At 59.4% G+C, this 25,729-nt stretch carries 28 protein-coding genes, 1 tRNA gene and 1 pseudogene; 13 read left to right on the plus strand and 17 right to left on the minus strand.

Going from position 1 to position 25,729, the window contains the following annotated elements; all coding sequences use genetic code 11:
- Window positions 1-3 precede the first annotated feature (3 nt).
- The 5 genes and pseudogenes from ACWGTO_RS23520 to ACWGTO_RS23540 all read right to left on the minus strand — a co-directional run bounded on the left by ACWGTO_RS23520 (window position 4) and on the right by ACWGTO_RS23540 (window position 5,524).
- Window positions 4-1,845 carry a PAS domain-containing sensor histidine kinase gene (locus tag ACWGTO_RS23520; RefSeq protein WP_454577188.1) on the minus strand — a complete coding sequence of 614 codons (1,842 nt, stop codon included), beginning with the start codon at window positions 1,843-1,845 and terminating at the stop codon, window positions 4-6.
- A 51-nt stretch (window positions 1,846-1,896) separates the two neighbouring features.
- Entirely contained in the window at window positions 1,897-2,607 is a 711-nt protein-coding gene (locus ACWGTO_RS23525; RefSeq protein ID WP_454577189.1) for a response regulator transcription factor, read from the minus strand.
- A gap of 624 nt (window positions 2,608-3,231) precedes the next feature.
- Window positions 3,232-3,594: an SPW repeat domain-containing protein gene (locus ACWGTO_RS23530; RefSeq protein WP_454577190.1), complete on the minus strand. Its 363-nt coding sequence runs from the start codon at window positions 3,592-3,594 to the stop codon at window positions 3,232-3,234.
- A gap of 349 nt (window positions 3,595-3,943) precedes the next feature.
- Window positions 3,944-5,131 (minus strand): annotated as a pseudogene (locus ACWGTO_RS23535) (ABC transporter ATP-binding protein/permease); the annotation flags it as partial.
- 180 nt (window positions 5,132-5,311) lie between these two features.
- Window positions 5,312-5,524, minus strand: a complete 213-nt coding sequence (locus ACWGTO_RS23540) for a DUF680 domain-containing protein (RefSeq protein ID WP_454577191.1) — start codon at window positions 5,522-5,524, stop codon at window positions 5,312-5,314.
- A gap of 576 nt (window positions 5,525-6,100) precedes the next feature.
- On the opposite strand from ACWGTO_RS23540, the gene ACWGTO_RS23545 reads away from it, so the two are divergent.
- Both ACWGTO_RS23545 and ACWGTO_RS23550 read left to right on the plus strand, forming a co-directional pair.
- Window positions 6,101-6,748, plus strand: a complete 648-nt coding sequence (locus ACWGTO_RS23545; protein ID WP_454577192.1) for a hypothetical protein — start codon at window positions 6,101-6,103, stop codon at window positions 6,746-6,748.
- A gap of 267 nt (window positions 6,749-7,015) precedes the next feature.
- Window positions 7,016-7,666: a sensor histidine kinase gene (locus ACWGTO_RS23550; RefSeq protein WP_454577193.1), complete on the plus strand. Its 651-nt coding sequence runs from the start codon at window positions 7,016-7,018 to the stop codon at window positions 7,664-7,666.
- 11 nt (window positions 7,667-7,677) lie between these two features.
- On the opposite strand, the gene ACWGTO_RS23555 is transcribed toward ACWGTO_RS23550, so the two are convergent.
- From ACWGTO_RS23555 to petA, 3 genes are all read right to left on the minus strand, one after another.
- Window positions 7,678-7,992: a hypothetical protein gene (locus ACWGTO_RS23555; protein WP_454577194.1), complete on the minus strand. Its 315-nt coding sequence runs from the start codon at window positions 7,990-7,992 to the stop codon at window positions 7,678-7,680.
- A gap of 185 nt (window positions 7,993-8,177) precedes the next feature.
- Window positions 8,178-9,449: a cytochrome b gene (locus tag ACWGTO_RS23560; protein WP_454577195.1), complete on the minus strand. Its 1,272-nt coding sequence runs from the start codon at window positions 9,447-9,449 to the stop codon at window positions 8,178-8,180.
- A 16-nt stretch (window positions 9,450-9,465) separates the two neighbouring features.
- On the minus strand, window positions 9,466-9,948 hold the full coding sequence (petA, locus tag ACWGTO_RS23565) for a ubiquinol-cytochrome c reductase iron-sulfur subunit (RefSeq protein WP_454577196.1): 483 nt from the start codon (window positions 9,946-9,948) through the stop codon (window positions 9,466-9,468).
- Window positions 9,949-10,369: 421 nt separating this feature from the next.
- Here petA and ACWGTO_RS23570 point away from each other — a divergent pair, with 421 nt between their 5' ends.
- Window positions 10,370-10,579: a hypothetical protein gene (locus ACWGTO_RS23570; RefSeq protein ID WP_454577197.1), complete on the plus strand. Its 210-nt coding sequence runs from the start codon at window positions 10,370-10,372 to the stop codon at window positions 10,577-10,579.
- Window positions 10,580-11,806: 1,227 nt separating this feature from the next.
- Here ACWGTO_RS23570 and ACWGTO_RS23575 read toward each other — a convergent pair.
- Window positions 11,807-12,205: a helix-turn-helix transcriptional regulator gene (locus ACWGTO_RS23575; protein ID WP_454577198.1), complete on the minus strand. Its 399-nt coding sequence runs from the start codon at window positions 12,203-12,205 to the stop codon at window positions 11,807-11,809.
- Window positions 12,206-12,217: 12 nt separating this feature from the next.
- On the opposite strand from ACWGTO_RS23575, the gene ACWGTO_RS23580 reads away from it, so the two are divergent.
- The 4 genes from ACWGTO_RS23580 to ACWGTO_RS23595 all read left to right on the plus strand — a co-directional run bounded on the left by ACWGTO_RS23580 (window position 12,218) and on the right by ACWGTO_RS23595 (window position 15,030).
- Window positions 12,218-12,886, plus strand: coding sequence for a hypothetical protein (locus ACWGTO_RS23580; protein ID WP_454577199.1), 669 nt, complete (start codon window positions 12,218-12,220; stop codon window positions 12,884-12,886).
- 227 nt (window positions 12,887-13,113) lie between these two features.
- Window positions 13,114-13,344 carry a hypothetical protein gene (locus ACWGTO_RS23585; RefSeq protein WP_454577200.1) on the plus strand — a complete coding sequence of 77 codons (231 nt, stop codon included), beginning with the start codon at window positions 13,114-13,116 and terminating at the stop codon, window positions 13,342-13,344.
- Entirely contained in the window at window positions 13,341-13,667 is a 327-nt protein-coding gene (locus ACWGTO_RS23590) for a recombinase family protein (protein ID WP_454577201.1), read from the plus strand. Before ACWGTO_RS23585 ends, ACWGTO_RS23590 begins: the two co-directional genes overlap by 4 nt.
- Before the next feature lie 88 nt (window positions 13,668-13,755).
- Window positions 13,756-15,030: a recombinase family protein gene (locus tag ACWGTO_RS23595; RefSeq protein WP_454577287.1), complete on the plus strand. Its 1,275-nt coding sequence runs from the start codon at window positions 13,756-13,758 to the stop codon at window positions 15,028-15,030.
- On the opposite strand, the gene ACWGTO_RS23600 is transcribed toward ACWGTO_RS23595, so the two are convergent.
- Together ACWGTO_RS23600 and ACWGTO_RS23605 are read right to left on the minus strand one after the other, a co-directional pair.
- Window positions 14,987-15,063, minus strand: a tRNA-Met gene (locus ACWGTO_RS23600). The two genes, ACWGTO_RS23595 and ACWGTO_RS23600, sit on opposite strands and share 44 nt — an antisense overlap.
- 27 nt (window positions 15,064-15,090) lie before the next feature.
- Entirely contained in the window at window positions 15,091-15,330 is a 240-nt protein-coding gene (locus tag ACWGTO_RS23605; RefSeq protein ID WP_454577202.1) for a hypothetical protein, read from the minus strand.
- 73 nt (window positions 15,331-15,403) lie between these two features.
- Here ACWGTO_RS23605 and ACWGTO_RS23610 point away from each other — a divergent pair, with 73 nt between their 5' ends.
- On the plus strand, window positions 15,404-16,363 hold the full coding sequence (locus ACWGTO_RS23610; protein WP_454577203.1) for a Gfo/Idh/MocA family protein: 960 nt from the start codon (window positions 15,404-15,406) through the stop codon (window positions 16,361-16,363).
- A gap of 55 nt (window positions 16,364-16,418) precedes the next feature.
- Here the strand turns inward: ACWGTO_RS23610 and mnmA are convergent, their stop codons facing one another.
- A complete protein-coding gene (mnmA, locus tag ACWGTO_RS23615) occupies window positions 16,419-17,609 on the minus strand; it encodes a tRNA 2-thiouridine(34) synthase MnmA (RefSeq protein ID WP_454577204.1) in 1,191 nt (396 codons plus the stop codon).
- Window positions 17,610-17,866: 257 nt separating this feature from the next.
- Between mnmA and sciP the strand changes: the two genes are divergently transcribed.
- Entirely contained in the window at window positions 17,867-18,142 is a 276-nt protein-coding gene (sciP, locus tag ACWGTO_RS23620; RefSeq protein ID WP_013529904.1) for a CtrA inhibitor SciP, read from the plus strand.
- 66 nt (window positions 18,143-18,208) lie between these two features.
- Here the strand turns inward: sciP and ACWGTO_RS23625 are convergent, their stop codons facing one another.
- The gene (locus tag ACWGTO_RS23625) at window positions 18,209-19,135 is read right to left on the minus strand and encodes an NADP-dependent oxidoreductase (RefSeq protein ID WP_454577205.1); all 927 of its coding nucleotides are present in this window, start codon (window positions 19,133-19,135) and stop codon (window positions 18,209-18,211) included.
- Window positions 19,136-19,226: 91 nt separating this feature from the next.
- Here ACWGTO_RS23625 and ACWGTO_RS23630 point away from each other — a divergent pair, with 91 nt between their 5' ends.
- Window positions 19,227-19,631, plus strand: a complete 405-nt coding sequence (locus tag ACWGTO_RS23630; RefSeq protein WP_454577206.1) for a winged helix-turn-helix transcriptional regulator — start codon at window positions 19,227-19,229, stop codon at window positions 19,629-19,631.
- A 100-nt stretch (window positions 19,632-19,731) separates the two neighbouring features.
- Here ACWGTO_RS23630 and ACWGTO_RS23635 read toward each other — a convergent pair whose 3' ends face one another.
- Window positions 19,732-20,109: a flagellar export protein FliJ gene (locus ACWGTO_RS23635; protein WP_454577288.1), complete on the minus strand. Its 378-nt coding sequence runs from the start codon at window positions 20,107-20,109 to the stop codon at window positions 19,732-19,734.
- A 450-nt stretch (window positions 20,110-20,559) separates the two neighbouring features.
- Here ACWGTO_RS23635 and ctrA point away from each other — a divergent pair, with 450 nt between their 5' ends.
- Entirely contained in the window at window positions 20,560-21,255 is a 696-nt protein-coding gene (ctrA, locus tag ACWGTO_RS23640; RefSeq protein WP_006203583.1) for a response regulator transcription factor CtrA, read from the plus strand.
- A gap of 85 nt (window positions 21,256-21,340) precedes the next feature.
- Here ctrA and ACWGTO_RS23645 read toward each other — a convergent pair whose 3' ends face one another.
- The gene (locus tag ACWGTO_RS23645; RefSeq protein ID WP_454577207.1) at window positions 21,341-21,709 is read right to left on the minus strand and encodes a response regulator transcription factor; all 369 of its coding nucleotides are present in this window, start codon (window positions 21,707-21,709) and stop codon (window positions 21,341-21,343) included.
- 260 nt (window positions 21,710-21,969) lie between these two features.
- The gene (gene chpT / locus ACWGTO_RS23650) at window positions 21,970-22,599 is read right to left on the minus strand and encodes a histidine phosphotransferase ChpT (RefSeq protein WP_454577208.1); all 630 of its coding nucleotides are present in this window, start codon (window positions 22,597-22,599) and stop codon (window positions 21,970-21,972) included.
- 391 nt (window positions 22,600-22,990) lie between these two features.
- Between chpT and ACWGTO_RS23655 the strand changes: the two genes are divergently transcribed.
- Both ACWGTO_RS23655 and ACWGTO_RS23660 read left to right on the plus strand, forming a co-directional pair.
- Window positions 22,991-23,527 (plus strand): DUF1134 domain-containing protein, encoded by a 537-nt coding sequence (locus tag ACWGTO_RS23655; RefSeq protein ID WP_454577289.1) that lies wholly within the window; start codon window positions 22,991-22,993, stop codon window positions 23,525-23,527.
- A 155-nt stretch (window positions 23,528-23,682) separates the two neighbouring features.
- Entirely contained in the window at window positions 23,683-24,840 is a 1,158-nt protein-coding gene (locus ACWGTO_RS23660) for a hypothetical protein (RefSeq protein ID WP_454577209.1), read from the plus strand.
- Window positions 24,841-24,875: 35 nt separating this feature from the next.
- On the opposite strand, the gene ACWGTO_RS23665 is transcribed toward ACWGTO_RS23660, so the two are convergent.
- Window positions 24,876-25,679, minus strand: a complete 804-nt coding sequence (locus ACWGTO_RS23665; RefSeq protein ID WP_454577210.1) for a TrmH family RNA methyltransferase — start codon at window positions 25,677-25,679, stop codon at window positions 24,876-24,878.
- Window positions 25,680-25,729: the final 50 nt, after the last annotated feature.

The raw sequence follows: 25,729 nt of genomic DNA on the forward strand, positions 1-25,729 counted from the left end.
CGCTTACCGTCGCGGCAGTGGTGTCTTGGTCGAGTCGGCAGCACGGACGGGAAGGCTGAAGGTTACGGATGCCCCACCGGTCTCGAGATTTTCCGCCCAGAGGCGTCCGCAGTGTGCCTCGACGATCGAGCGGCAGATTGCCAGGCCCATACCCATTCCATCCGGCTTGGTTGTGTAGAACGCATCGAAAATCCGTTCCAGATCGCTAAGCCCGCGGCCGCGATCTCGCACCTCGACCTCGACTGTTCCGTCATCCTGACGCCGCGACACGATCCGCAGGCTTCGCGCGTTGATGCTGACGTCCTGCATCGACTCGATGCCGTTGCGGACCAGGTTGAGGACTACCTGCTCCATCTGAACGTGATCGGCAGCCGTCGCGGGAAGGCGGGGATCGAGTTGAAGGTCCAACTTGACGCTGCTCGATGCGAGCCTATCACCCAGGAGATCACACACTTCGTGGATCACCGCGTTCAGATCGATCGCATGCGGTTCGCCTTCGGTCTTGCTGAACAGCGCCCGGATGCGGCTGATCACCTGCGCGGCCGCGTCGGCGTTTCTGATGATTTTTTGGGCGACCCGACTGGCGTGATTGAAGTTTGGCGGATCGGCGTTCAGCCATCTCTGGAACGCGCCGGCGTTGGCCACGACCGCCTGCAGCGGCTGGTTGAGTTCGTGCGCAATCGACACCGACAGTTCGGACAGGCTGGCGGCGCGCAAGGCGAGCGCGAGCCGTTCGTCCGCCAGACGCAGCGATTCCTGGGCGCGGACCTCGTCGTCGACATCGAAGTTGACGCCGTACCAGCGAAGAATAGTGCCGTCTTCGTCGCGTAGGGGTTCGAAGCGCGAGTCGATCCAGCGATATACTCCATCCTTCCGGCACAGCCTAGCTTTGTGTTGGAGTGGCTCTCCACGGGCAAAGGACTTTTGGAACACCGCCTTGACCGCCGCCCTGTCGTCTGGGTGGAACAACTCCACATGCGAGCCGAATTGCCGCGTGCCTCGCGGTATCTCCTTGGCCGAGTCGATGCCCGCCCAGTCGACGAACCGTTTGTTGAAATAGTACGGCAATCCCGCCGGCGTCATCAGCCAGATCATAGTGGGAACCGTATCGACCAGCAGCCCGAGCTCCCTCTCGCTCTGACGGAGTGCGGCTTCCGCCTTGCGCCGGTCGTCGATGTCCTCGGTATGGCCATACCAGCCGACAATTCGCCCCCGCTCATCGCGCGAGGCAACACCCGTATCGCGAAACCATCGATAGGTGCCATCGAACCGGCGCAAACGCTTCTCTTCGATCATCGGCTCGCCCGTCTCTAAGCTGTGGCGCCATTGCGCCATGCTTGTCTCGACATCGTCGGCATGGACAAATCTCCGCCACCAGGAAAAGTCGTCGGCATTCATGATCTCGCGCATTTCTTCGGCCGTCACGCCAACGTACTCGAGGGCTGCGGAATTGAGGAACCGAAGGCGTCCATCCGGATAGGCGGACCAACCGAGGCCCGGAGTGTCGGTGAAATTGAACCCAGAACCTTGGTATACCCGGTCATAGAAGCTGATGGTTCTGAAGATTTTGACCACCACCCACAGCCCAAACGCTCCGGCAACAAACGCCGCGAGTTGGACGGGACTGTTTCCTGCGCCGTGTGCCGGTGACAGCAGGATAACTGCTGCAAGCAGGCTGGCCACCACCACCGACGCCAATCCCGCCTGCCAGCCGACGCAGATGCACACGGCTGTAACCGCGACCAGCAGGCTGGATGGCTCGTGTGCGAACCAAGCAAGCAAGACGCTCGCCGCTCCTATCGCCGCAGCCACGACGCGACGCTGATGCGATGACGTCAGTTCCATTCGAGACCTCTCGAGACCGCCTCTCCGATCGGCTCGCCGTCGCGGCCCCGTTTAATGAGTTAAATGCGCCCCTGACTCTGATCGTGTGACAGTCTTCCCTGCATTGGAAGCCATCTTCAGTCGGTTCAGTATGTCGGCTGGAAGCGACTGACAGACGTTGAATAGATGAGAGACAGACCGAGCATCCATCTTCTTCATCATATTGCTGCGATGAAGCTTCACCGTGATTTCGCTAATACCAAGATCGAAGGCGATCTGCTTGTTCATCGCGCCGGAGATCACAAATCTCAGAACCTCCCGCTCGCGGGGCGTAAGTGTCTCATACAGGGCCGAATTCTTTCGGGCTACGGCTGACGCCGCCCTTCGAGCGATGTCGGCAGCGATGGCTGTCGACACGGCATCCAGGAATGTCTGGTCGCGCACCGGCTTGGTCAGGAAATCCACTGCGCCCGCCTTCATAGCGTCGACGCTCATGGCAATGTCACCATGACCCGTCAAGAATACAATCGGGGTCAGTATCTCTTTGGTTGCAAGGAGCTGCTGGAGATCCATGCCGCTCAGACCGGGCATTCGAACATCGAGAACAATGCAGCCAGGACGGTCCGGAAGCTTTGAGCCGAGCACTTCTTGGGCCGAGGAAAACGATATCGAGTCGATGCCAACCGAACTTAGCAACTCCTCCAAGGAGTCACGTACCTCCGCATCATCGTCAACCAGAATTGCCAAGGGGCTGTCTGCGGTTTGCGAATTTGCTAAGCCCATGATCCTCACCTCGGGGCGATTTCTGCTGGACATGAATTGACCGGGTTCGCGCGGCTATTATCAACCCCGCGTCCTTCACACGTCAACCAATCTGCGCCTGCATCTATTGGCGAAAAACTCGCATGCGACCGATAGCCAGGATATAGCGTGGTGATATTGCACCTTTCCCTCAGAGCCTTGACGTAACGGAATGATGGAGGTCCGCGCAACAGGACAAAGGGCGATCCGTGCCTGAAGATTTGATTGGCTAATCTAGACTTAGGTATAGGGCGTCTGCAGCGGTTAGGCTTGAGGGCGTTCGCCACACCGGGGATCTCTCTCTCCGGAACGACACTCAACTAGATGCCAGAATGCTGTCGCCGCAAGGCAATCGGGACGATCAGCCTCACAGCGCTTGACAAGCGCGCGGCGGTCGGAGGCCTGATCGCAGGATTCAACTCGACTGCCGAGGAGCGCCGTTGAGTTGCGGCGGATACAATCAAGCCACGTCGATCAAAGCGAGCTTGGCGATCGAGGCTGAGGCGGCCTGTCACCGGCGACGGCACTGGAAGAGGCGCCGAGGCACAGGAGCAAGCCGATGAGTTCCTCTTGCTGAACCGCACCACGACGCCCCTGTATTCGAAGTTAGTTGGTGCTCGAGGCCGCCCGCGCCCTGCGACTTGCCACAAGCTGCAAGGCGGCGAACGTCGCTACGCAAATCCCGATCAAGACATGCGTCCATATCGGACCCGGCGCCGATCCGAAGTCGAGCAGGAACGGAGCTACCGCCGCCCAACACCCTAAGGTGAGGTTGGACCATTCCGCCCAATCCCCATAGCGATAGAGGGCGGCGGCAGAACTGCACACAATCAGTGAGCCCACGACCCCAGCGTTCCAAGCCGCAGCAGGCAGCCCGACGAACATGATTGCAGCGCAGGCCAAACCAGCGCCGAGAATAAGGTTGGTCCATTCCAACCCCTTGCTTGGCACATCACTTCTCATCTTCATCTCCTTCTTCAGCCGTACCACGGAGGTGGCCGGTACGGAGAGGATGAGGCAGTCCGGTGCACCAGCATATTCTACGCAGGCACCTGTCCGTCAATGCTAAAGTCTAGGGCGGCCATGCGCGGTGATTGTAGGAGATATCGAAGCGCTCGGGTCACCGCCGTCAGGGCAGGGCAATGCCCGGGTCTACGTGCCATGTGGCAGTCCGCCGCTCCGAGGAGCAACAGAGTTCAGCCAGTTCGCCAGATATTGTAAGTTGGCGGCTATCTATGGCTTTCAAACCGCAGTGCACTAGGGGAGGGGTGGATCAACCTCATCACGAGTACCAAAGAAAGACTCTCCGCCCTTTCTATTCGGGATAGCTGGCCTCGAGTTTCTTGAAGGTCAAGCTGCCATCGGCATTGTCGCCGGACTCGGTGCGCCTTTCTTTGTCGATCTGCACATCGGTTTTGTTCAGCGCGATGCGAAAATCGGCTACGCGCATCAAAGTGGCGCGCCAGTCGGCGATGCTGCCGATGTTGTTGATGAACCAGCGCAGCGAGGAATTCACCTGGTTGAAGGCGCCGACTGCCATCATCAGTCCGCCGAAGCCGATGTTGCCCGAGAAATAGACAGGTGATGCGACAAGGATCGGGGCAACGACGGTGATCCAGCCGTAAGTGTTGGTCACCCAGGATAGGTTGATTTGGGCGGTGTAGATGCGCCGCACGGCTCCCAGCACCGTGCCTAGGTCGATTTCGAGCCGTCCCCTGGCGTCGGCTTCGCCATGGTAGAGTGCAATGGCATCGACGTTCTCGTTGACGCGCACCATGGAGAAGCGCAGTTCCGCTTCGCGTGCGTAGCGATCGCTGTCAAGATCGATGAGCGGGCGCCCGACCAGCCAGCTCAGCCACGATGCGACGCCGGCATAAAGCAATGCCGCCCATACCATGTAGCCTGGTATCGCCAGGGAATAACCGCCAATCTGGAAGACGAAGCCGGAAGAAAGTTGCCAGAGCACATCTACAAAAGACGCAAGCAGGATAAACGATTGGAGCAGTCCGACGCCGAGGTCCGTCGACAGATCGGAAAGATGCCCGGCGTCCTGCTGCATGCGCTGATCAGGATTGACCCCGATAGCGCCGGCATTTGCTAGCCGCAAAGCCCGCGCTGGGCGCATCCATTGGTCGATCAGGTCGAGCGTCAGCGCCTCGCGCAACTTCAGCCGAATCATCTGGTTGAGCCAGGTCTGGCCGATATTGAGCACCAGAAGCCCGCCGGCAATGACGGCAAAAACCAAAAGCGGATGTAGGAAATCCGCCATGTCGCGGCGCGCCAGCGCATCGTAGAAGGGCCGGTTCCAGCTGTTGAGCAGGACCTGGTCGATCGATGTCGCGACAATGACGACCACGATGCTAACCGACGTCCAAAGCAGCCAGTTGCGGACCGGCGACGCTTTCAAGCCCAGCTTGATCGTCGCCAGTTGATCGCTGAGGCTGCTGGCCTCGATCGCGACGGCGGCCTTCTCGACACCGGACTTGTCATCCGCTTGGTCAGCCATACATGAGATCCGTGCTTGCGGGCGCTCGCCGCGACATCGGCATTGCGGGCCAGACTCCCAACCAACCGCGTCTTCGTGAATATCCTCACGGTAAGCACATTGGCGTTTTTCGATTGGCGTTGTGAGACGGCGAAAAGACCGAGGTCTCTCGCCCGGTCCTTGAAATTTCTGCCATCAGGATTAATGGCCCCAGAAGCCCTGGCCATATTCTTCGTTGGGAACGATCGGCCTGCGCACGGTCTGCGGCCCGCCCTTTTTGGTCGATGCAGTATGCACGGTGTCAGTGGTAGTCGCGGGCCGCTGCGGATCGACGCCCGACCCATAATGGTCACTTCCGGCGATTGCGCCTCCCGCTGAAACGAGGAGAGCGGCGATAACAAGGATCTTCTTCATTTCAGTTACTCCGAAGGTTAATTTTGATGGCATTTGCCCGGCAAACATATGGGCGTGGCACCTGCCACGCGATCAGACCGGCAGGCTGATTGACCCATCCAAATGCATTGGGCTATGCAGGCCAAAAGCCAGGCGACGCTATCGTTGACGAGAGGCTTCGTTGCCTTGGCACTGGCGCCTCACCGGCGCTCTTTCTTGGCCTCGGGCGCATAATTGGTTCGCCAACAAAGGGCCGTAACATGCCTGCCCCGTCTTCATTGTTCGCATTTTCAATGCCTATTTTGGCTGCTGCCGCCATTCGCACCGGCGATAGCGCTTTCAGGCCGAAATGCGAAAAGTCGCTGCCGTGCGACCCTGGCCGTCAAACCGGTCTACCCTGCACTTTGGCATCGCATGGCAGACCCTTCCGTAGAATAGGTTCGCCGGCCGCTCCGGCGTACTTTCCGCAAAACAGAGCGCGTCTGCCGGCGTTCGTCGTCGAGCAACGAGAAGAACCTGACGACGTACAGGAAATGAAGTCGGAAGGCGCCCCGGTCAATCGGGGCGCAGTACGCCTGGGATAAAGGGGTTACTGGCATGAACAGGATTGCTAGCCGGATGCTTGCGGGGATTTCGGTTCCCGACGCGCCACTCGTCGATCGGGCGATCGAATACGCCCGCCAAAAATGTGAACCTTATTTATTCAACCATGTCGTCCGGTCTTGGCTTTTCGCGGCACGGATCGCACAGCTCCAGAACATCGAGCATGACGCGGAAGTGGTTGCTGTCGGAACTCTGCTCCACGACGTGACCCTCAACGAGAACTTCACTGGCCCTCGTCGTTTCGAAGTGGTGGGCGCCGATCTTGCTCGGACCTTCGTCCGGGAAGGCGGCTTCGATGAGCGTCGTGCCCAATTGATATGGGACAGTGTGGCTCTCAACTCAACGCCGTCAATTGGACTCTACAAGGAGGCTGAGGTGGCATTGTGTACCGCCGGCATCTGCCTTGATGTCGTCGGCTTGCAATACAACCTCATTTCTTCAACCGAAATGGCAACGATCGTGAGCGAATTCCCAAGGCTGGGAATGAAGCAACGGATGACGCGATGCTTTTGCCATATCGCAAAAGTCAGCCCAGAAACGACCTACGATAACTTTGCCCGGGATTTCGGCGAGCGCTTTGTCCCCGGTTATAGAGCCCCTTCGTCCGTTGATTTTGTGATGAACACAGCATTCGAAAGCTGATTCTCGCCACGGAGCAATCCTTTCGCCTCGGCAGATACCCGGAACCGCCTTGCAATAAACGTCGCGTCAAAGCAATAGCGCAAGGAATACGTCGGTACCGCTCGCTCTATAATCGATCCAATACGACGCAGACGCTCTGTATTTCAGCGTCTTCTGGCAAGCCAAATTTCAACCGAGAAACGGGGCTAGGGAATGTCACGCTTAGAGCCAAAAGTGGATGTCTCCGACCTCCCGGCCGGTGCTCATCGAGGTAGCCCAGCCAGGCAGATGTCGACCGTCGGCATCGTTCATGATTTAGGCAATCTCATTCAGGTGGCCTCATCCGCGTTGAACCACTTGGCCCGTGACCCCAGCATCTCGTCGGCTCCCGCCCTTCGTCCCGTTATTGCCGGTGCGAGAACCGCCTTGGAGCGAGCTGGCGGCCTTGTCAGGCAGACCATCAGCAAAGCTCAAGAAAGCCACGTGGAAATCGAGCATGCGAATGTGGGCGTTTGCCTGGCTGAGATCGAAACGCTTATTCGAAGCGCTTGGGACACTAAGATCCGTTTCGAGGTGCAGGTCGGGTCCGATCTGCCCTTGGTAAGGTGCGATCGGATCGGGTTGCAAAACGCGGTTCTGAATCTTCTGCTCAATGCGCGCGATGCGATGCCTGACGGCGGTCTGATCTCGGTGGACGCCTTGGTCTCTGAACGGTCCACTCAGGTCGATATTCGTGTCGTGGACAACGGAATTGGAATGACCAGCGAGACCATGGTTCGCGCATTCGATCCCTTCTTCACCACAAAAGGAGAAGGCCTTGGCGGTGTTGGCTTGCCGATGGTGAAGCGCTTTGCCGAGGAGTCGGGCGGAAGCGTCGTTGTGCAGAGCACACTCGGGGCTGGCACGACGGTGACGTTGCGATTGCCTGCGATACGATAGATAACGGCGCCTCAGATGAATATCCCATACTCGGACCGGCCCGCCGCGCAATATCGCGTATCACAAGATGCATGCAGAGGTTGAAAATATTCGGCTGCATCGCTTCGATCTGCCGATCGCCGCCGAAGGATGTGGCCGCGTGTCGAAACCATGAACTGCATGAAGCTCTTCGGGACCAAAATGTCGAATAGGATGAAGGGTCCGATCATGCGCCAATTCGCGGAAGGCGGCACTGCGCGCTGCACCTTGAATCCATCGGTCAGGTCACGGGTTTCTGGAAGAATGGCGGTGTCGATGCCAGCGATGCTGCTTTGGCGGTTAGTCATGGATATCGATCCTTGTACATGTCCCGTCGACGAGTTGCTCAAACGCTGCTGAACGGAACAGTGCGAAAAGACCGTCTGAATGGCCTTGAGCAGCGCAGATTTGGAACTCGTGTGCTACTGCCCTGGAATGCTGCTACCGCCAAAGGTCGACAGCTTATCAGACCACATCGCCGTGACCGCAATCTCTACTCTTTTGCCTTGGAGCGCACCGCATTGCTTTCGAGAACCGCTTCGGTGATCGAGCGCGGTAAAGGGCGCGGTGTCTCGATCTGCCCAAGCAGCGGCATCACGATGATGAAAAAAGCGAAATAGTAGAGCGTCGCCAACTGCGACATCGTGACGTAGGCGCCTTCTGCCGGCTGTGAGCCGAGCCAGCCGAGAAAGAGCGCGTCGGCCACGAACATCCAGAAGAACAGCCTGTACCAAGGCCTATAGACCGCCGAGCGAACCTTGGAGCTGTCGAGCCACGGCACCAGGAACAGCACTGCGATTGAGCCGAACATCGCCAGCACGCCGCCGAGCTTGGAATCGATCGGTCCGACATTGAAGGTGATGGCGCGCAGGATCGCGTAAAACGGCAGGAAGTACCATTCCGGCACGATATGCGCAGGCGTCTTCAGCGGGTTGGCGACCGTGTAGTTGTCCGGATGGCCGAGAAAATTCGGCAGGTAGAATACGAAATAGGCAAAGAAGAACAGAAACACGATAATGCCGACGGCGTCCTTGACGGTGGCGTAGGGGGTGAAGTCGACGACATCGGTTGTCGATTTTACCTCGATCCCGGTTGGATTGTTCTGGCCAACTACGTGAAGCGCCCAGATGTGCAGGGTCACCACGACGACAAGCAAGAATGGCAGCAGGTAGTGCAGCGCAAAGAAGCGGTTCAGCGTCGGGTTGCTGACGGCGAAGCCGCCAAGCAGCAACTGCTGGATCCAGTCGCCAACCACCGGAATGGCGCTGAAGAAGCTGGTGATCACAGTGGCGCCCCAAAAGCTCATCTGGCCCCAGGGCAGCACATAGCCGATGAAGGCTGTCGCCATCATCAACAGCAAGTTGGTGCATCCGAGCACCCACAGAAGCTCGCGCGGCGACTTATACGAACCGTAATAGAGCCCGCGGCAGATGTGGATGTAGGCGGCGATGAAGAAGAATGATGCACCGTTCGCATGCAGTGAGCGCAGCAGCCAGCCCGAATTCACATCGCGGGTGATCTTCTCGACCGAATTGAAGGCCAGCGCCGTATCGGGAGCATAATGCATCGCCAGCACGACACCGCTTATGATCTGCGACGCCAGCATGATCGTCAGAATGCCACCGAACGTATACGCGTAGTTCAGGTTGCGCGGCACGGGATAGACGATGAAGGAATCATGCACCAGCCGCGGCAGCGGCAGCCGGGCGTCGAACCAGCGCTCGATTCCTGTCTTGGGCTTGTAGGTCGAATGTCCCTCGCTCATCGAAATGTCCTTTGCGTCAGCCGATACGGATCTTGGCATCGGAAATGAACCGGAACACCGGCACCGCCATGTTCTCGGGCGCCGGACCTTTGCGGATGCGTCCCGCGCTGTCGTATCGGGAGCCGTGGCACGGGCAGAGCCAGCCGCCGAATTCGCCGTCCTGGCCAATCGGGATACATCCAAGGTGAGTGCAGACCTGAACCATCACCAGCCGGGCTTCCTTGCCGGGCGCGGTGCGGTTGGCATCCGTGGCGGGCGCATCGGCGGGCAGATTGGCGTTTCGGGCAATCGTATCCTTGAGGGTAGCAAGATCGACGGCCTCGCCGTCCTTCATTTCCTGCCTGGTGCGGTAACGCACGACGACCGGCTTGCTGCGCCATTGCACGACCAGCGACATTCCAGGCGTCAGCGAAGAGACGTCGACCTCGACCAAGGTAATTGCCTCGGCAGGCAATGCGAGCTCGGCGGAGCCGCTTTCGAGTTCGGAAGGATCGGTCATGATGACGGAGTCCTGTTGCTGGAAAAGCTGCTTCTTCGCGCCGGCGGCAATCGAGCAAGCAAGGCTGCAGCCGTCGCCCTCGAGTTTCCTGATGCCTGGTTGAACCATGCAGGCCGTGGCGGGATGTGAGCCATCGTGCCAAGGGCACGGGCGTCCAATACTTTCGTTTATAATTTCCTGAGCGAACGACTGGCATGCAACCGCAGGATGCCATGCGTGGTGAGGGGGGTTCTCGATTCTTCCAGGTACCATTCCTCATGTCGGGCGTAGGTGCGCGGCAATCAAAGAACAATTGTTTTCAGCCCGATCACACCTCGGCACAGGCGTGCCTACCTGTCGGCGTCGTAGCCGTCCTCCCTGCCAAGTGCCAGTTTTCGGTGCGCCATCTGGGATGACCGGCGCCAAACAAGGAGGTTACGCCATGCTGGCGTTCTTGCAGGCACTTCATCCAATCGCTGCCAAGCGCGGCGATGGATTGCGCCCCGAATTTCTGCGGAGACAAATCGAGGACGTCCTCAACCTGGATTTGCTGGACAATCAACAGCCGGTGGCCGGCTTGGTTGAGGAAGAGGGCGTAACAACCGTGACGGCGTTGGGTTCGAGTTCGAAATATGCGGAGCGTTATCGCTGACAGTTCGTCAATCGGCGATGACGATCATCGAGGCCGGTTTTGCGGGGCCCGCAATGGCGGCACCTCTGTTGGGGTTGACGCACTCGCGTCCTTTGCTCGCGACAGACCATGTTGTTCGGAGCCGCCGGCCACCGTTAGCCGCATCGTCGTTCGAGCACTCTCAGACTCAATGGTCACAAGGAGCTTCGATATGAAAATTGTAGTCATTGGTGGCTCACATTACGTCAGGGCGAGCACAGTCAAGAAGTTGCAACGCAAGGGCCACGAGGTGGAAGCCGCGTCCAAGCGTGCCGATCTCGATACCTTCATTACGGACTATCGCGATGCTGGCTACGCTGGCCAATATCTGAGGCATCGTCTCCTGCATTTGGCGTCGCTAGTTCATAAGTTTTGGCGCCAGGGACAATCGTGGCGCAGCAAGCTTAGCATTCGAATTTTAGATTCCGAGGCGAGTTGCCCGCGGCGCGAGGCGATAGCGTTTCCTCGATCCCCTCCAGTCGCCAATTCGTTGACGGATGATACGGAACAATGGGGGAGATTTGAGGGTTCAGGCCCACGAAAAAACCAATAAAATCATTGCTCCTCACCCCTCAAGGGGTCACCAGAGTAGTATCCAGATGCGGTGTGCACACCTGCCCAAAAGCGGTCGCAGCGGTTGCGCTCGCCAACAAGACTGCCCGGATGGTCTGGGCTTTGATGACCAGCGGTGAGCGCTACAGGGAGCCGGTCATCGCATAAACAAGGCGAGCAATCGCCGACGAGGTTGGAAAGGGCGGACAGGAGCTAATGCACAAAGCCGGTTGAAACCGCCGGATCGGGAAAACCCACTGAGGTCGTGCACTTCGAGTGCGAGCTTTCGATCGGGACCTGAGCCGCGTGAATGGCATTATGGCCGGCGGCGCGTGAAAGGCAGCATCTATAGGTCGGATACATGGCCGCACCAACCAGCAACGGCGAAGCTCAGATATCCCCTTGCCAACGGAGAGCCGTCCATACAAGGCCCCAAATCGGTCCTCCAAACCGGATCCTAGAGCTGGCTGCTACGGAAACTAAACCCACAGCCTGGTCCCTCACCTGCCATCGGCTAAATGCCGACAGTCCCGATGCTGCGTCAAAAAAAAGGGATCCGATTAGCAAGGGGGTGGCAAGTTGATGTGGTTTGCGAAGGCGAGGCTTCTCACCAAACTGCTTTCCAGTTTCGCCACGACTGCACGGTTAAAATCGCCTTCACTTGACTGCAGACCTACGCGAGTGCCTTACGCCAACCCCGCCACCGTTTTGCGGGATGAACTCGATGCCTGCGCCAACCAGTGCATTTATGATCTTCGCTGTCGTTTCAGGGCGGCCACCCAGCGGCCCGTCCTCAGCTTCTAAACGCGCAATCGTTGGTTCAGAAATATCCGAGTGCTCAGCTAAATCGCCTTGAGACCATCCTAACAGTGCGCGGGCGGCCTTTACCTGCCTTGTGGTCACGGGCACATCTCGATTTGATAGATTTTCTATTGACATCCACACGACCGAATTGATATTTTTTCTATCAATATTTTGAGCCCGTTCCAAACTGGCCTCATCCGGCTGACTAGGTGCGCGAACACCTTGGTCAGCCTGACCACAATCAAGCTGCAAGGAGCTCGGATCATGGCTGATTCCGTTAATAGCATGCCTTTGTCTTTCGTCACCCGCAGGAAGGTACTGACCGGAGCCTCAATTGCAATGCTGACCCTGCGTGAGAATGCGGTCACTCCGGGGGTGGGAATAGCCGCGCCGTTCGATCCCGCTGTGGAAGTCTGGCGCGTGTGGCAAAATATTCACCGGTTGACCTATCGCCTATGCCGCAAGCAACAGCGTTTAGAGACAAGGCTCGTCAAGTCTGTCGGATTTCCTCATGTGACAATCCAGCTGGCCGGTGGTGAGCGCGTGACGCTGCATTCTCTTGAGATGCTTCGCAGAATAGGGAGCAATGATCCCTCAGACCCAGCTCGGGCAAAGGCTGAAAGTGACTTCACGGCTCATCAGGCGCGCTGGGATGTCGCTGACAAGGAGATTGGCTATTCTGCAACCTTGAGTGCCGAACGTGAAGCGGGCGAGCGAGCAGAGGAACTGCTCGGCATTCTGTCCAGGACCCCAGCCACATCTCTTGCCGGCGTGCTGGCGAAGCTCGATGCTGTGCTCCTCGACGGACAAGCTTCGGAAGACGTTGGTGATTTGTCTTGGCCACTGATCTGCTCGGTGCGCGATGACCTGATCCGGATCGGCAAGGACATGGTGCCCGAGCAGGTGTTTCCCGAAGAACCCGTCAGCAATTAGATCGCGGATGGCTGGGGAAGGCCGACTTCACTGTTGCGTGTCATTGCGATGAGAGCAGTGGATGAAAACGCTGATAGGCGCTTCGCAAATCGCTCCCATAGGGTTCCGCACGAGACTGCGACCACCTTCGCGGGCCAATTTCATTAGTTCAGTATCCATCCGATTTCTACGCTGCAGCATTCCCAATGCACGATCTGTAGAACGCGGCTCTTTCCTCGCCGTGTGTTATGAAGATGCTCGGCTTCGTGAAGCCGGCACAAGACATCTGCGATGGTCCACCTCCCAGCGAAAACGTCTTAGCGTTGGCGCCGGGGGAGCTTCGTGTTGCCATGCTTAAGTTCGTCGAAGCGCTTGCCATCGCGGATGCCAGACGCGATCATCTTCTTGCCGACCGTGACTCGATTGACCAAAATTTCAAGGTTGATTCATCGCACGTCAAGAAGGCTCACAAGACATGACCCGGGCAGCTATATACGCTCGCTTTTCGACGGAGCTGCAGAACGAAAGGTCCACCGAAGACCAGATTGCGTTGTGCCGTGCTTACGCAGTTCGCAACGGCCTTGATGTTGTTGCCGTCTATGAGGATAGGGCGCGCTCCGGAGCGTCGATGTTTGGTCGTGACGGGCTGCTGGCACTGATGGAGGCGGCGGGCCAAAATAGGTTTGATACCTTAGTCGTAGAAGCGCTCGATCGCCTGTCACGGGACATGGCGGATCTCGCAGGCCTTCACAAACGGCTCTCTTTTCTGGTTTCTGGGTATAGAAATCCAGGCCGTCCATGACGGTATTGCCGATGCGGTCCTGATCGGCATTCGAGGACTTGTTGGTCAGATGCAGAGGGAAGATGGCGCCAAGAAAGTGCGTAGGGGCATGGCTGGAGTCGTCCGGGACGGACGTCACGCCGGAGGCCGCGCCTATGGCTATCGAGCAATCTTGGGCCGCCCTGGGGAACTGGAGATTGTCAAAGAGGAGGCAGAAGTTGTCAGGCGCGTTTTTGCCGCCTACGCGGCAGGTCGAGCCCCGCGCGACTTGGCTGGCGATCTCAACCGGGAAGGGGTAGCGCCACCCCGGGGAACACGTTGGAACGGTTCCACTATCAACGGGAACACTCAACGCGGGGTAGGGCTGCTTCTCAACGAACTCTATGTTGGACGTATCGTCTGGAACAAGGTCCGGATGGTAAAGAACCCCGATACTGGCAAGCGCGTCTCTCGGCCAAATCCCAAGGACCAATGGCAGGCGAAAGAAGTTCCGCACTTGCGGATCGTCGATGACGAAACGTGGCAGAAGACCCAGGCGCTCAAGGCCACGAGGGCGAAGCAATTTTCTCATTTCAAGGCCCGACCCACGCATCTTTTGTCCGGATTGCTTCGTTGTGGCGTCTGCGGATCGGGCCTGTCGGTTCATGATCGTGATAAGACCGGTAAGACACGTATCCGGTGCTCTGCGGTCCGTGAAAGCGGGAGTTGCTCCAACCGGCGCCTGCTTTACCTACCCGACATCGAGAAGGCCGTCCTCGATGGCATGGGCGAACAGTTGAAAGCACCGGAACTTATCGAAGCTTACATCCGCAAATACAATGATGAGCGTCGGGGCTTGGCTGCGCAAGCCAACGTCATGCGCACAGGACTGGAGATCAAGCGCGATCGCGTAGAAGGCGAACGACAGCGCACGATCGACCTAGTGATCAGGAGTGTTATTGCTGAAGAGGATGCCAAAGAACGCATTGCTGAACTCAAAACACAGCTCCTTCAGATTGAGGCACAGCTCGACAGCCTCGATGAACCGCCCTCGACCGTGGCTCTCCACCCAGCGACCCTGCAGCATTATACAGAAACCGTCGATACTCTTTCAAAGGTGCTGGCTGACCACGCAACTGCCGCCGATGACCGTGGCCCGCTCACCCAAAATTTTCGGGGGCTTGTTCACAGTGTCACGGTGCACCCCAAGCCTGCCCGAGAGGGCTTCGAGATAGAGGTCAAGGGCAAGCTTGCCGCCCTTATTGGAGGGGCGGCATTTCCCAACGCGCGCTATGCTGAAAAGCGGGCCTCATCAGGCGGCCGCCGCAACCCAAACGTTACGTACGATAGTGGGTTTGAAGTGGTAGCGGGAGAGGGACTTGAACCCCCGACCCCAGGATTATGATTCCCGTGCTCTAACCAACTGAGCTACCCCGCCAGGGCGGCGAAAGGCCCGAAATCCGCCTTAAATCGAAAGGCATTTCGGGGCGTTCGCCAAGGTCGCGCGGATATAAGGTTGGGAGGGCGAGCCTGTCAAGCATCGATGCGTCAGGCGCGCCGGCATATTGCCGCTGGCGAAAAGCTTTGCCGGGCAGACATCTGAGGCAAGAGCCTGTTCAATCCCGATGGAGACGGGGATGGGGCTCTGGTCTTTTGTTTGAGAATGGTCTTTTTCCGAAAAACCGGTTCCCACTTTTGGGGCCATGCTCTGGTCGCCGGGGTTGAGTTCGACGGGGCACGTCGCTATGTCTCGGCCAAGAAATTAGAGTTTTAAGCTGATGAAGCCGCGCATTGCAGTCCTCGGTTGCGGATACTGGGGCTCAAACCACATCCGCACCCTCAAGGCGCTTGGCGCGCTGCATGCGGTTTCCGATGCCAACCGGGCGCGGGCCGAAGGTTTTGCCAGCGAGCAGGACTGCCTGGCGATCGAGCCCGACCAGCTGTTCGTGCGTAACGATATCGACGCCATCGTCATGGCGCTGCCGCCGCAATTTCATGCCGATCTCGCCGTGCGCGCCACTGAGGCCGGCAAGGATGTGCTGGTGGAAAAGCCGATCGCACTGACGGTGCCAGATGCTGAGCGCGCGGTGCAGGCGGCAAAAGACAATGGCCGCGTGTTCATGGTCGGCCATGTCTTGCGTTTCCATCCCGCCTTCGAGACGCTGAAGGCGCTGATCGACAATGGGGAACTTGGCGAAGTCCGCTACATCCATTCGCATCGCCTCGGCCTTGGCAAGTTCCACACCGAGAACGACGCGCTGTGGGATCTGGCGCCGCACGATCTGTCGATGATCCTGGCCATCACCGGCACCGAGCCGATCGAGGTCAGAGGCGAGGGTGCGGCACTGCTCGATAGCCTCAGCGACTTCGCGCATTTGCACATGCGCTTTCCCAACGGATTGCGCAGCCATCTCTTCACCTCGCGCCTCAATCCCTACCGCGAGCGGCGGCTGACCGTGGTCGGCACCAAGGCGATGGCGGTGTTCGACGATGTCGAGCCATGGGAGCGCAAGCTTGCCGTCTACCGCCACGCAGTGTGGCAGGACAGCGGCCAGTGGGCCTTTACCACCAACGAGCCGTCCTATGTCGCGGTCGGCCAGGGCATGCCGCTGACGCGCGAGCTGGAGCATTTCATCCAGTGCATCGAGACGCGGGCCGAGCCGCGCACCAGCGGCGAGGAAGCGATCAGGGTGCTGCGCATCCTGACCGCGGGCACGGTCACGCACACCAAATCCTGAGACCGTTTGGAAGCTGCGCTGAAGGCCAGAGAGACAGTCTCTGAGAGGATGGCGCTTATTCCGCGGGAACCTGCGCCGGCCTGGCGGCGAGCCGCGTCAGCATGGCCTCGGCCTCGGCGCCGCGCTCGGAGCGCTCGATAAAGCCGCCGCCGAAGACGCGGGCTTCGTTGCCATCGTCGGAATAGAGCACGCAGGCCTGCCCTGGCGCGATGCCGGACTCGCCGTCGACCAGTTCGACAAAGGTGCTGCCGGCGCGGTGATGCAGCACCGCCGGCCGCGGCGGCCGCGTCGAGCGGACCTTGGCAAACAGTTCCATGCCGGCCGCCGGAATGTCGGACAGCGCGCTATCGCCCAGCCAGTTCATGTTGCGCAGGTAGATCTTGTGCGTCTCCAGCGCCTCGCGCGGGCCGACAATGACGCGGGCCTGGTCGGCATCGAGATGGACGACGTAAAGCGGCTCGCCGGAAGCGATGCCGATGCCCCGGCGCTGGCCGATCGTGTAGCGCAATATGCCGTCATGGCGGCCAAGCACGCGGCCGTCGATATGGACGATGTCGCCCGGATTGGCGGCAGCCGGCTTCAGCTTGGCGATGATGTCGGAATACTTGCCCTGCGGTACGAAGCAGATGTCCTGGCTGTCCTGCTTGGCGGCGACGGTCAGTCCCATCTCTTCGGCGATAGCCCGCACCGCCGGCTTCGACAGGCCGCCGAGCGGAAAGCGCAGATAGTCGATCTGCGCCTGCGTGGTGGCAAACAGGAAATAGCTCTGGTCGCGGTCGGCATCGACCGGCCGGAACAGTGCGCGGTGGGCGCCGTTGGCGCCGGAGCGGATATAATGGCCGGTAGCGAGCGCATCGGCGCCAAGGTCCTTGGCGGTCGCCAGGAGATCGGCAAACTTCACCGTCTGATTGCAGGAGACGCACGGGATCGGCGTTTCGCCGGCGACATAGCTCTCGGCGAACGGGTCGATCACCGCCTTGCGGAAGCGCTCTTCATAGTCGAGCACGTAATGCGGGATGCCCAGCGTCTCGGAAACGCGGCGGGCGTCGTCAATATCCTGGCCGGCGCAGCACGAGCCGGCGCGATGCGTTGCCGCGCCATGGTCGTAGAGCTGCAGCGTGACGCCGACGACATCATAGCCTTCGCGCTTCAAAAGGCCTGCAACGACGGACGAATCGACGCCGCCCGACATGGCGACGACGACGCGGGTGTTTTGCGGGCTGGCGGGAAGATCGAGGCTGTTCATGGTTCTTTCGTTCTGCGCGGCGCTTCAATGGCAGTGGCGCGAATATAGGTCAACCACATCAGCGGCGCCAGCTTTGCGGCAGCGCCGATTTGGCGGGAAAATTGTGCGTCTGCCGGCCGCTCACTCAAATGCCGACGAAAAGACTAACGCGGCGTTCATGATCCTTACCTAGTCATTAGGGTTCGCTTAGGCAATTTTTAAAGCTGTGGCGGTAATGTGGTGGGGATTGGGTCTTTGAGTTTTTTGTAGAGAGTACGATGACCGATCTTGTTAGACCGAGAGTCAAATATGTTATCGGGCCTGACGGCAGCCCTCTTACGATTGCCGATCTGCCGCCGACGAATACACGTCGCTGGGTTATCCGGCGCAAGGCGGAAGTGGTTGCTGCGGTGCGCGGGGGGCTTTTGAGCCTCGATGAGGCATGCCAGCGCTACAAGCTGACCACCGAGGAATTCCTGTCCTGGCAGGCGTCGATCGACGAATATGGCCTTGCCGGGCTGCGCACGACGCGTATCCAGCAATACCGGCACTAGAGCCGATCTCAGCGGAAAAAAGGGCGCGGTAACCGCGCCCTTTTTTGCTTTGCCGCTACGTTGGCTTCAGACCGTCAGCACGACCTTGCCGATCGGCCTGGTGGCCAGAAAGGCATGCGCTGTTCCCGCCTGTTCGAGCGGAAACGCCTTTGCCACATGGACGGCGAGCTTGCCCGCATCGACCAGTTTGGCGAGTTCTATAAGGCCCTCGCGGTCGGGCACCACGGACATGCGCTCAACGCGAATGTTTCGCTCCTTGGCCTTGGCTCGGGTGGTATCGTGGACATCGAGCAGCGACACCAGGACGCCTCCGTCCTTCAGCACCGCCAGCGATTTGTCTGCATGGTCGCCGCCCACCGGCTCCAGCACCAGGTCGATGTCGCCAACTTCGGCGATGAAATCGCTCTCGGTGTAGTCGATCACCGCGTCGGCGCCGAGCGAGCGGACGAAATCGAGCTTTTCCGGGCTGGCGGTGGCGATGACGTAGGCGCCGCGCGCCTTGGCGATCTGTACCGCCAGGTGTCCGACGCCACCGGCGGCGGCATGGATCAGCACGCGCAGGCCATGCTTCAATCCGCCATGGCGAACAAGGCCTTGCCAGGCTGTCAATCCGGCCAGCGGCAATGCTGCGGCATGGACGTGATCGATGCTTGCGGGCTTTAGTGCGATTTCATCGGCGGGCGTGACGGCCAATTCGGCATAGGCCGCTGCCTGTCTGGGAAAATGCGGCATGCCGAACACGGCGTCGCCGACCTTGAGGCCCGTCACGTCCGCGCCGAGCGCTTCGACGGTCCCCGAAATATCCCAGCCGAGGATGAAGGGCGGCTCGCCGAGAAGCGGGTAGTAGCCGCCGCGTACGGCACCATCGACCGGATTGATGCCGGCGCCCTTGACGCGGACAAGCACATCGCCGTTTTTTGGCGTCGGGTTGGGCCGATCGGCAATGACGAGGACGTCGGGTCCGCCGACGGAATTCTGGATAACGGCACGCATGGAATTCTCTCCTGCTCTGTTGATGCCACTATCATTTGGATAGTAATATTTCCCTTGTCTAGTATGTACCTTTTCCATATATAGGTACCTCATGGATAGTGATAATGATTGCGGCTCCGGCTATGACGCCTTCCAGCGGACGTGTCCTTCGCACGCCGTGCTTGAGATGCTGGCCAGCAAATGGGTCTATCTGACGGTTTGCGCGCTGCGCCGTGGCCGGATGCGCAATGGCGAACTGGCGCGCAAGCTCGAAGGCATTACGCCCAAAATGCTGACGCAGACGCTGCGCGTCCTCGAGCGCGACGGGCTGGTGCGGCGCGAAGTCTTTCCCGTCATTCCGCCGCGGGTCGAATATGAATTGACGGAACTTGGCCAGAACCTGGCGGGGCTGCTCACCCAAATACGGTCCTGGTCGGAAGAGCACGTGCCCGACATCAAGGAAGCGCGGGCGCGGGCAGCGGCGGAGCAGGGGGGAGATTTGCAGGCGCAGGCCTGAAGCTGCGGCCGCCTTGCGGCCAGATCAGCAGCGCCCGGCTTTTTTGGCGCGGCTACACTCAAAGCATGGTGTCAGGCGCCGGTTGGGTGAAACCCGGTCTTCAGCCGATCATGGCGCTGCGGCCGCCGAGTTCAGCGTCGCGGATCTTGGTGTCGCGCGATTCCAGCATCTCGGCCTTGGAAAGCTCCGCTTCAGCTTCGCCGAGTAATGATTCGGCAGCGCTTCGCTGCTGGGCGAGGTCGCTTTGCGAATTTCTGAGGTTATCACGGCGCAGACGCGCCGCCTTGGCGAAGGTCGGATAGGCAAAATGATTGATGTCGGTGATGCCGGCCTTCTTTTCTTCGGCGGTGATCTGAAGCTCCAGTTCGACGGCCATGCGCTCGAACTCGGCGATCATCGTGTCGAGTTGCAGCAGCTGCCGCCGCTTCTCATTCACCTGAAATTGCTTCAGCCGAACGAGGTTTTCACGTGACTTCATGATTCGGTACTCCCGGAAACGCACACCTGCACATATCGTCCAATCCGCCCGCCAGGGTCTGGCGCCACCCGTATCCACCGGCATTCCCCGAACTATGGGAAACAAATTCCTAAAGTTTTTTGCCGACGGTAACCATTCGTTTACGGGCATTGTTAATCATAAGGGCGAGGACTTAAGGCCGGGTAAAAATTCCGGCTCCCGATACGGAAGCCGGCCAGCGAGTCCCTTGAGTCACTTAGTCCAACTTATTAATGTGTTGCATTAGCGATTTGGTTCTGTGATTCATCATTAGATTCAAGAGGGTGTAGAAAGCGGTTAAAAAATCTGGTACCGTCCTGGGTGCGGAATTAGGTTTTGTTAACCATTCGATGGCAGCCTTCTGTTCAGGCAATCACTGCTCCGGTCCCGGATGGGTCGTGACATGGTCCGGCGGCAGAAAAGGGGAATGAAATGCGCGTTCTGCTGATAGAAGACGACAGTGCAACCGCTCAGAGCATCGAGCTGATGCTCAAATCCGAAAGTTTTAATGTTTATACGACCGACCTCGGCGAAGAAGGTGTCGATCTCGGTAAACTTTATGATTACGATATCATTCTTCTCGATCTCAACCTTCCCGACATGTCCGGCTATGAAGTTTTGCGGACACTTCGCCTCTCCAAGGTGAAGACGCCGATCCTGATCCTGTCCGGCATGGCCGGCATTGAGGACAAGGTGCGCGGCCTCGGCTTCGGAGCCGACGACTATATGACCAAGCCATTTCACAAGGACGAGCTGGTCGCCCGCATCCACGCCATCGTGCGCCGCTCCAAGGGTCATGCCCAGTCGGTCATCACCACCGGCGACCTGGTGGTCAATCTCGACGCCAAGACCGTCGAAGTCGGCGGCCAGCGCGTGCATCTGACCGGCAAGGAATACCAGATGCTGGAGCTGCTCTCGCTGCGCAAGGGCACCACGCTGACCAAGGAAATGTTCCTCAACCACCTCTATGGCGGCATGGACGAACCGGAACTGAAGATCATCGACGTCTTCATCTGCAAGCTGCGCAAGAAGCTCGACGCTGCGTCCGGTGGCCAGAACTACATCGAAACCGTCTGGGGCCGCGGCTATGTGCTGCGCGAGCCGGAAGACATTCGCGTCAGCGCTTGAACGAACAGCATCTGATTGAATTCAATGCAAAAAACCCGGCTCAGGCCGGGTTTTTTCTGTCCCTTCCGTTCGAGTATGACCCGAATCAGGCGGCGATCTTCAGAGTACGAAAGCGCTCGAGCAGTTGCGGCCGGTTGAACGGCTTCAGGAGATAGCCTTGGGCGCCGGCGCGCTTTGCCTTCATGATCGAGGCGACGTCGACCTCCACCAGCGAAATCAGGATCTGCGGCTTGATCGCACTTTCCATGGCGCGGACCTGGCGGATGACATCGACCGCCTGCATGTCGGGCAGGGCGCCGTCGATGACAATGACATCGGGCATTTCGGCCGCGCACATCTCGACCGCGTCAAGTCCGGTGGTCGCTTCGATCACCACCATGTCGGAGCCGCCAAGAATTCTTTTTGCGACCTTCCTGATCACACTTGAATCGTCGACAAACATGCAGCGCTTCATTTCCGGGTCCTCTTTGTCTTGGTGCGAACCGGCGGCATCCGGGGTATCGGGATGCACCTTAGACCGATCTGGTAAAGAAGCCGAAAAGCCGTTAGGTAAAGTTTTTGCAAAAATGCCGTTTGCGTGCGGTCCCCAGCGGGCGCGTCACCGACGATGAAACTTCGCTGTTCTGAATTTCGGCCAAAGCCGCAAATATCAGTGGCAAAAGATACTTGATTTGTTCTTGGCAGCCGGACGAGCCGGCAAACGGCTTCGGATCGTCAGGCCGCGGACAGCACGATCTCTTCGGCGGTCGCGTGGATCGAGATCGTCATATTGGCCTCACGCGCCAAGAGCAGCGTGTAATAGGGCTGGACCGAATGGGCGTCGATCGGCTCCTCGGGCTTGTTGCCGGAATGCAGTTCGAGGAATTTCGGCGGGACGCGCAGCATCGGACCGCTTGCCGCAAGCGCAAAGCGCGGCTCTGTCTCGAGGTTTTCCAGCGTAACCACCAGCTTGCCGCCGCGCGGGATGGCAGCGTTGGCGACGAGCAGCAAATTGAGCAGCAGCTTGACCTTGTTTTTCGGCAGCAGGGCGCGAACCCCGTTCCAGATCAGTTCCGGCTTCTCGTTCTTCAGGAAAGCGATCGCGACGGACTCGGCATCGCCGGTGTCGATCATCATGCCGGCCGAACCGGCGGCGCCGAAAGCGATGCGGGCGAATTGCAGGCGGGCCGAAGCGTTTCTGGCGCTCTGGCGAATCAGTTTCATGGCGTCTTCGTCGGCGCCGCCCTCGTCGAGGAGCTCAAGGCCGTTGTTGATGGCCCCAACCGGCGAAATGATGTCGTGGCAGACTCGGCTGCACAACAAGGCTGCGAGATCGGGTGCGGAGAGAGAGAAAAGCTCGGCCATCGGCGAAAATCCCTGCTAAAAATTCACATCCTGGTGGCCACGGGGCCTACCGCCGCGCCTCACCCACCCGAATCACGCTTTTTCCCCAGCGCTTCTGAATACACAGCGCCCGAGCGTGCAGCAACAAATCCACAATTTTCGTTAGCAAAAATGGCGTGTTTGCACAGGATGGGAGCCCGCACAGACGGTCAGACAGCCTTCGAACCGCCATGTTCATGTGGAAGGTTAATGGTTGAAAAAGGATTACGGCATAGTTTGCCCGTAACAGTCATCCTTAACGGCCGCCTAAAGAGCCGTACGGGGTACGAGGCGTCGGCGAAAGTGCTCCCTGACGGAGATTGGAAGCATGGTTTCCCGATTCTACGACCGGACCTTTGTCCGTGTCCTCTTCATGGCGATTGCCCTCATGGGCGCTCTCGCCTTCTCAACCTCTGCGTCGCGGGCGCAGGAATACACCGCTCAGGAGATCGTCGATTCCGGCCACAAGTTCTTCGGCGCGACGTCGGGCGGTCTGGCCACCGTCGTCGAGAAGATTTTTGCCTCCTACGGCCTGCCCAATGGCTATTTGCTCGGCGAAGAGGGTTCTGGCGCGGTGATCGGCGGCCTGACCTATGGCGAGGGCACGCTCTACACCAAGAATGCCGGCGACCATAAGGTGTTCTGGCAAGGTCCGTCGCTCGGCTGGGATTTCGGCGGCGAGGGATCGCGGGTGATGATGCTCGTCTACAATCTCGACGACGTCAGCAATCTCTACAACCGGTTCGGCGGCGTCGCCGGTTCTGCCTATGTCGTGGCAGGCGTCGGCTTTAACGTGCTGCAGAACAACCGGGTACTGCTGGTGCCGATCCGCACCGGCGTCGGCGCGCGGCTTGGCGTCAATCTCGGCTATCTGAAGCTGACGCAGGGGCCGACCTGGAATCCCTTCTGAGCGATTCCGACCACAGTTCGACCCGATCAACAGGTTCTGACCCGATCAAGCTGCGGCATACTCTTGCCGCAGCGCTGGATTTGCGTCATGCGAACGTGGCAAAGTCCAGACTTGGCGGTTGCCGGATAGCGGCCCGCCCGTAACGGGTAGTCACCTTGGTTCAGTCGATCCTGTTCTTCGCCCTCGGCTTTCTGTGCGCCGGCTTTCTGGCGCTGCTGGTTGCGCCGGCCATCTGGCGGCGGGCGGTCGCGCTGACGCGCAAGCGTGTCGAGGCGTCGGTGCCGCGAACGCTGGCCGAGATCCAGGCCGACAAGGACAGCTTGCGGGCCGAGTTCGCCATGACGACACGCCGGCTCGAAATCAGCGTCAAGACGCTGCGCGAGCAGGTGAATGAGCAACTCGTCGAGATCGGTCGCGGGCACGAGGCGCTGAAAGGCCTGGCGGTCGAGCGCAAGGACAAGAAGCAGGCGCTTTCGGAGCTAGGAGAGAAAAACGATCTGCTGCAGCATCGCGAGCAGCAGATACAGCAGCTGATGGACAAGCTCGTACAAGCCGAGCGCATGATGGAAAAGCGCGCGCTCGAGCTGGAAAAGCTCGAGCAAATGTATGACGACGCCTCCTTCTCCTCCAGCAACCGGCAGATCGAACTGGTGGCACGCGAATCCGAGCTGGAAAAGCTTGCCAACGACATTTCGGTGCTGCGCGGCCAGCGCAAGGAGGCCGACAAGCGCTATCAGGAAGTCGTCGCCGAGGGCAAGACCACGCGCGACGCCCTGAAGGCCGAGAAGAAAAGAACCACCGATCTCGAGAAGAAGCTCGAGCGCCTGCTCGCCACGCTTGCCGATCGCGAGGACAAGCTCGATCGCCGCGAAAAGGAGCTGGCGCGGCTTCGCGAACGATTGAAGGGCGAGGCTGCGGGCGTCGTGGCTGCCGGCGTGGTTGGCGCGCAGGACAGTGCCCCCGCCAGGAGCGAAGACGTCGACAAATTCGACAAAGTGCTAGCCAAGCTGGAAGGCGATCGCGAGCGGCTGGAAGCCAGGCTGACCACGCTGGCCCGTGAGAACAAGCGGCTGAAGACGGAGCTTGGCGGTTCCGAAACCACGAGAAATGGCGACGACAGGCGCAGCGCCGGTGATGCGTTGCGCGAACAGATGAACACCCTGGCGGCAGAGGTCGTCAGCCTTACGGCCAAGCTCGAAGGACCCGAATCGCCGATCACCAAGGCGCTGGCGGCGCCACAGGAAGCGCGGTCGGGCACCACCAGCCTCGCCGATCGCGTCCGGGCGCTGCAGAGGGCAGACTCGGCGGGCTGAGCTTCAGGTAGCTGGCTTTCGAAAATCCTGGGCGACTACGATTTGCCAGTCGAAAAATGATGCAGCGCAATCGCTGAGGCGGCAGCGACATTCAGGCTGTCGAACCCTTCAGACATCGCGATCCGCACCGTACGTAGCTGGTTAAGCAGGCTCTCGGGCAGGCCTTCGCCTTCGGTGCCGAGATAGAGCGCCAGTCGTTTCGGCCTCGCGGCATCGCGGATGTCAGCCTCACCGCGCGGCGACAAAGCGACCTGGCCGAAGCCCAACTCGTCGAGCTTCGCGATAAAAGCTTCGGTGTCGCCGAAGGACGCAAAGGGGACCTTCAGCGCGGCGCCGACTGAGACGCGGATCGCCTTGCGATACAGCGGGTCGCAACAGGTGGCGTCGATAGACACGGCATCGGCGCCGAAGGCGGCGGCGTTGCGGAAGATCGATCCCATATTGTCATGGTTGGCGATGCCGACGAGCACCACGACCAACGCATGCGCAGGCAACGTCTCCAGCAAGGCCTCCGCGGCCTGCGGCGCGCCTTTGCTGCCGATCGCCAATATGCCGCGGTGCATGTGGAAGCCGGCGATCCTGTCCATGATGTCGCTTGCCGCAACGTAAACCGGCAGGTCCGCAGGGGCCTTGCGCAGAATGTCGTCGAGCCCGGCCAGCCGGTTTTCGAGAACCAGGATCGACTCCGCGGCAAAGCGTCCGGTCGACAGCAGGACGTCCAGCACCACCTTGCCTTCGGCGACGAACCGGCCATGGCGGCCGGTGAGATCGCGCTCGCGGATGTCGAGATAGGCGGCGACCCGCGGATCATGCGCGTCGTCGATCTGGATCGGATCCATCAATACCTCGGCCGGCGAAAAATCGTCAGCGAGGTAAGGAGCGATCGGAG

Source organism: Mesorhizobium sp. PL10 (assembly GCF_053714315.1).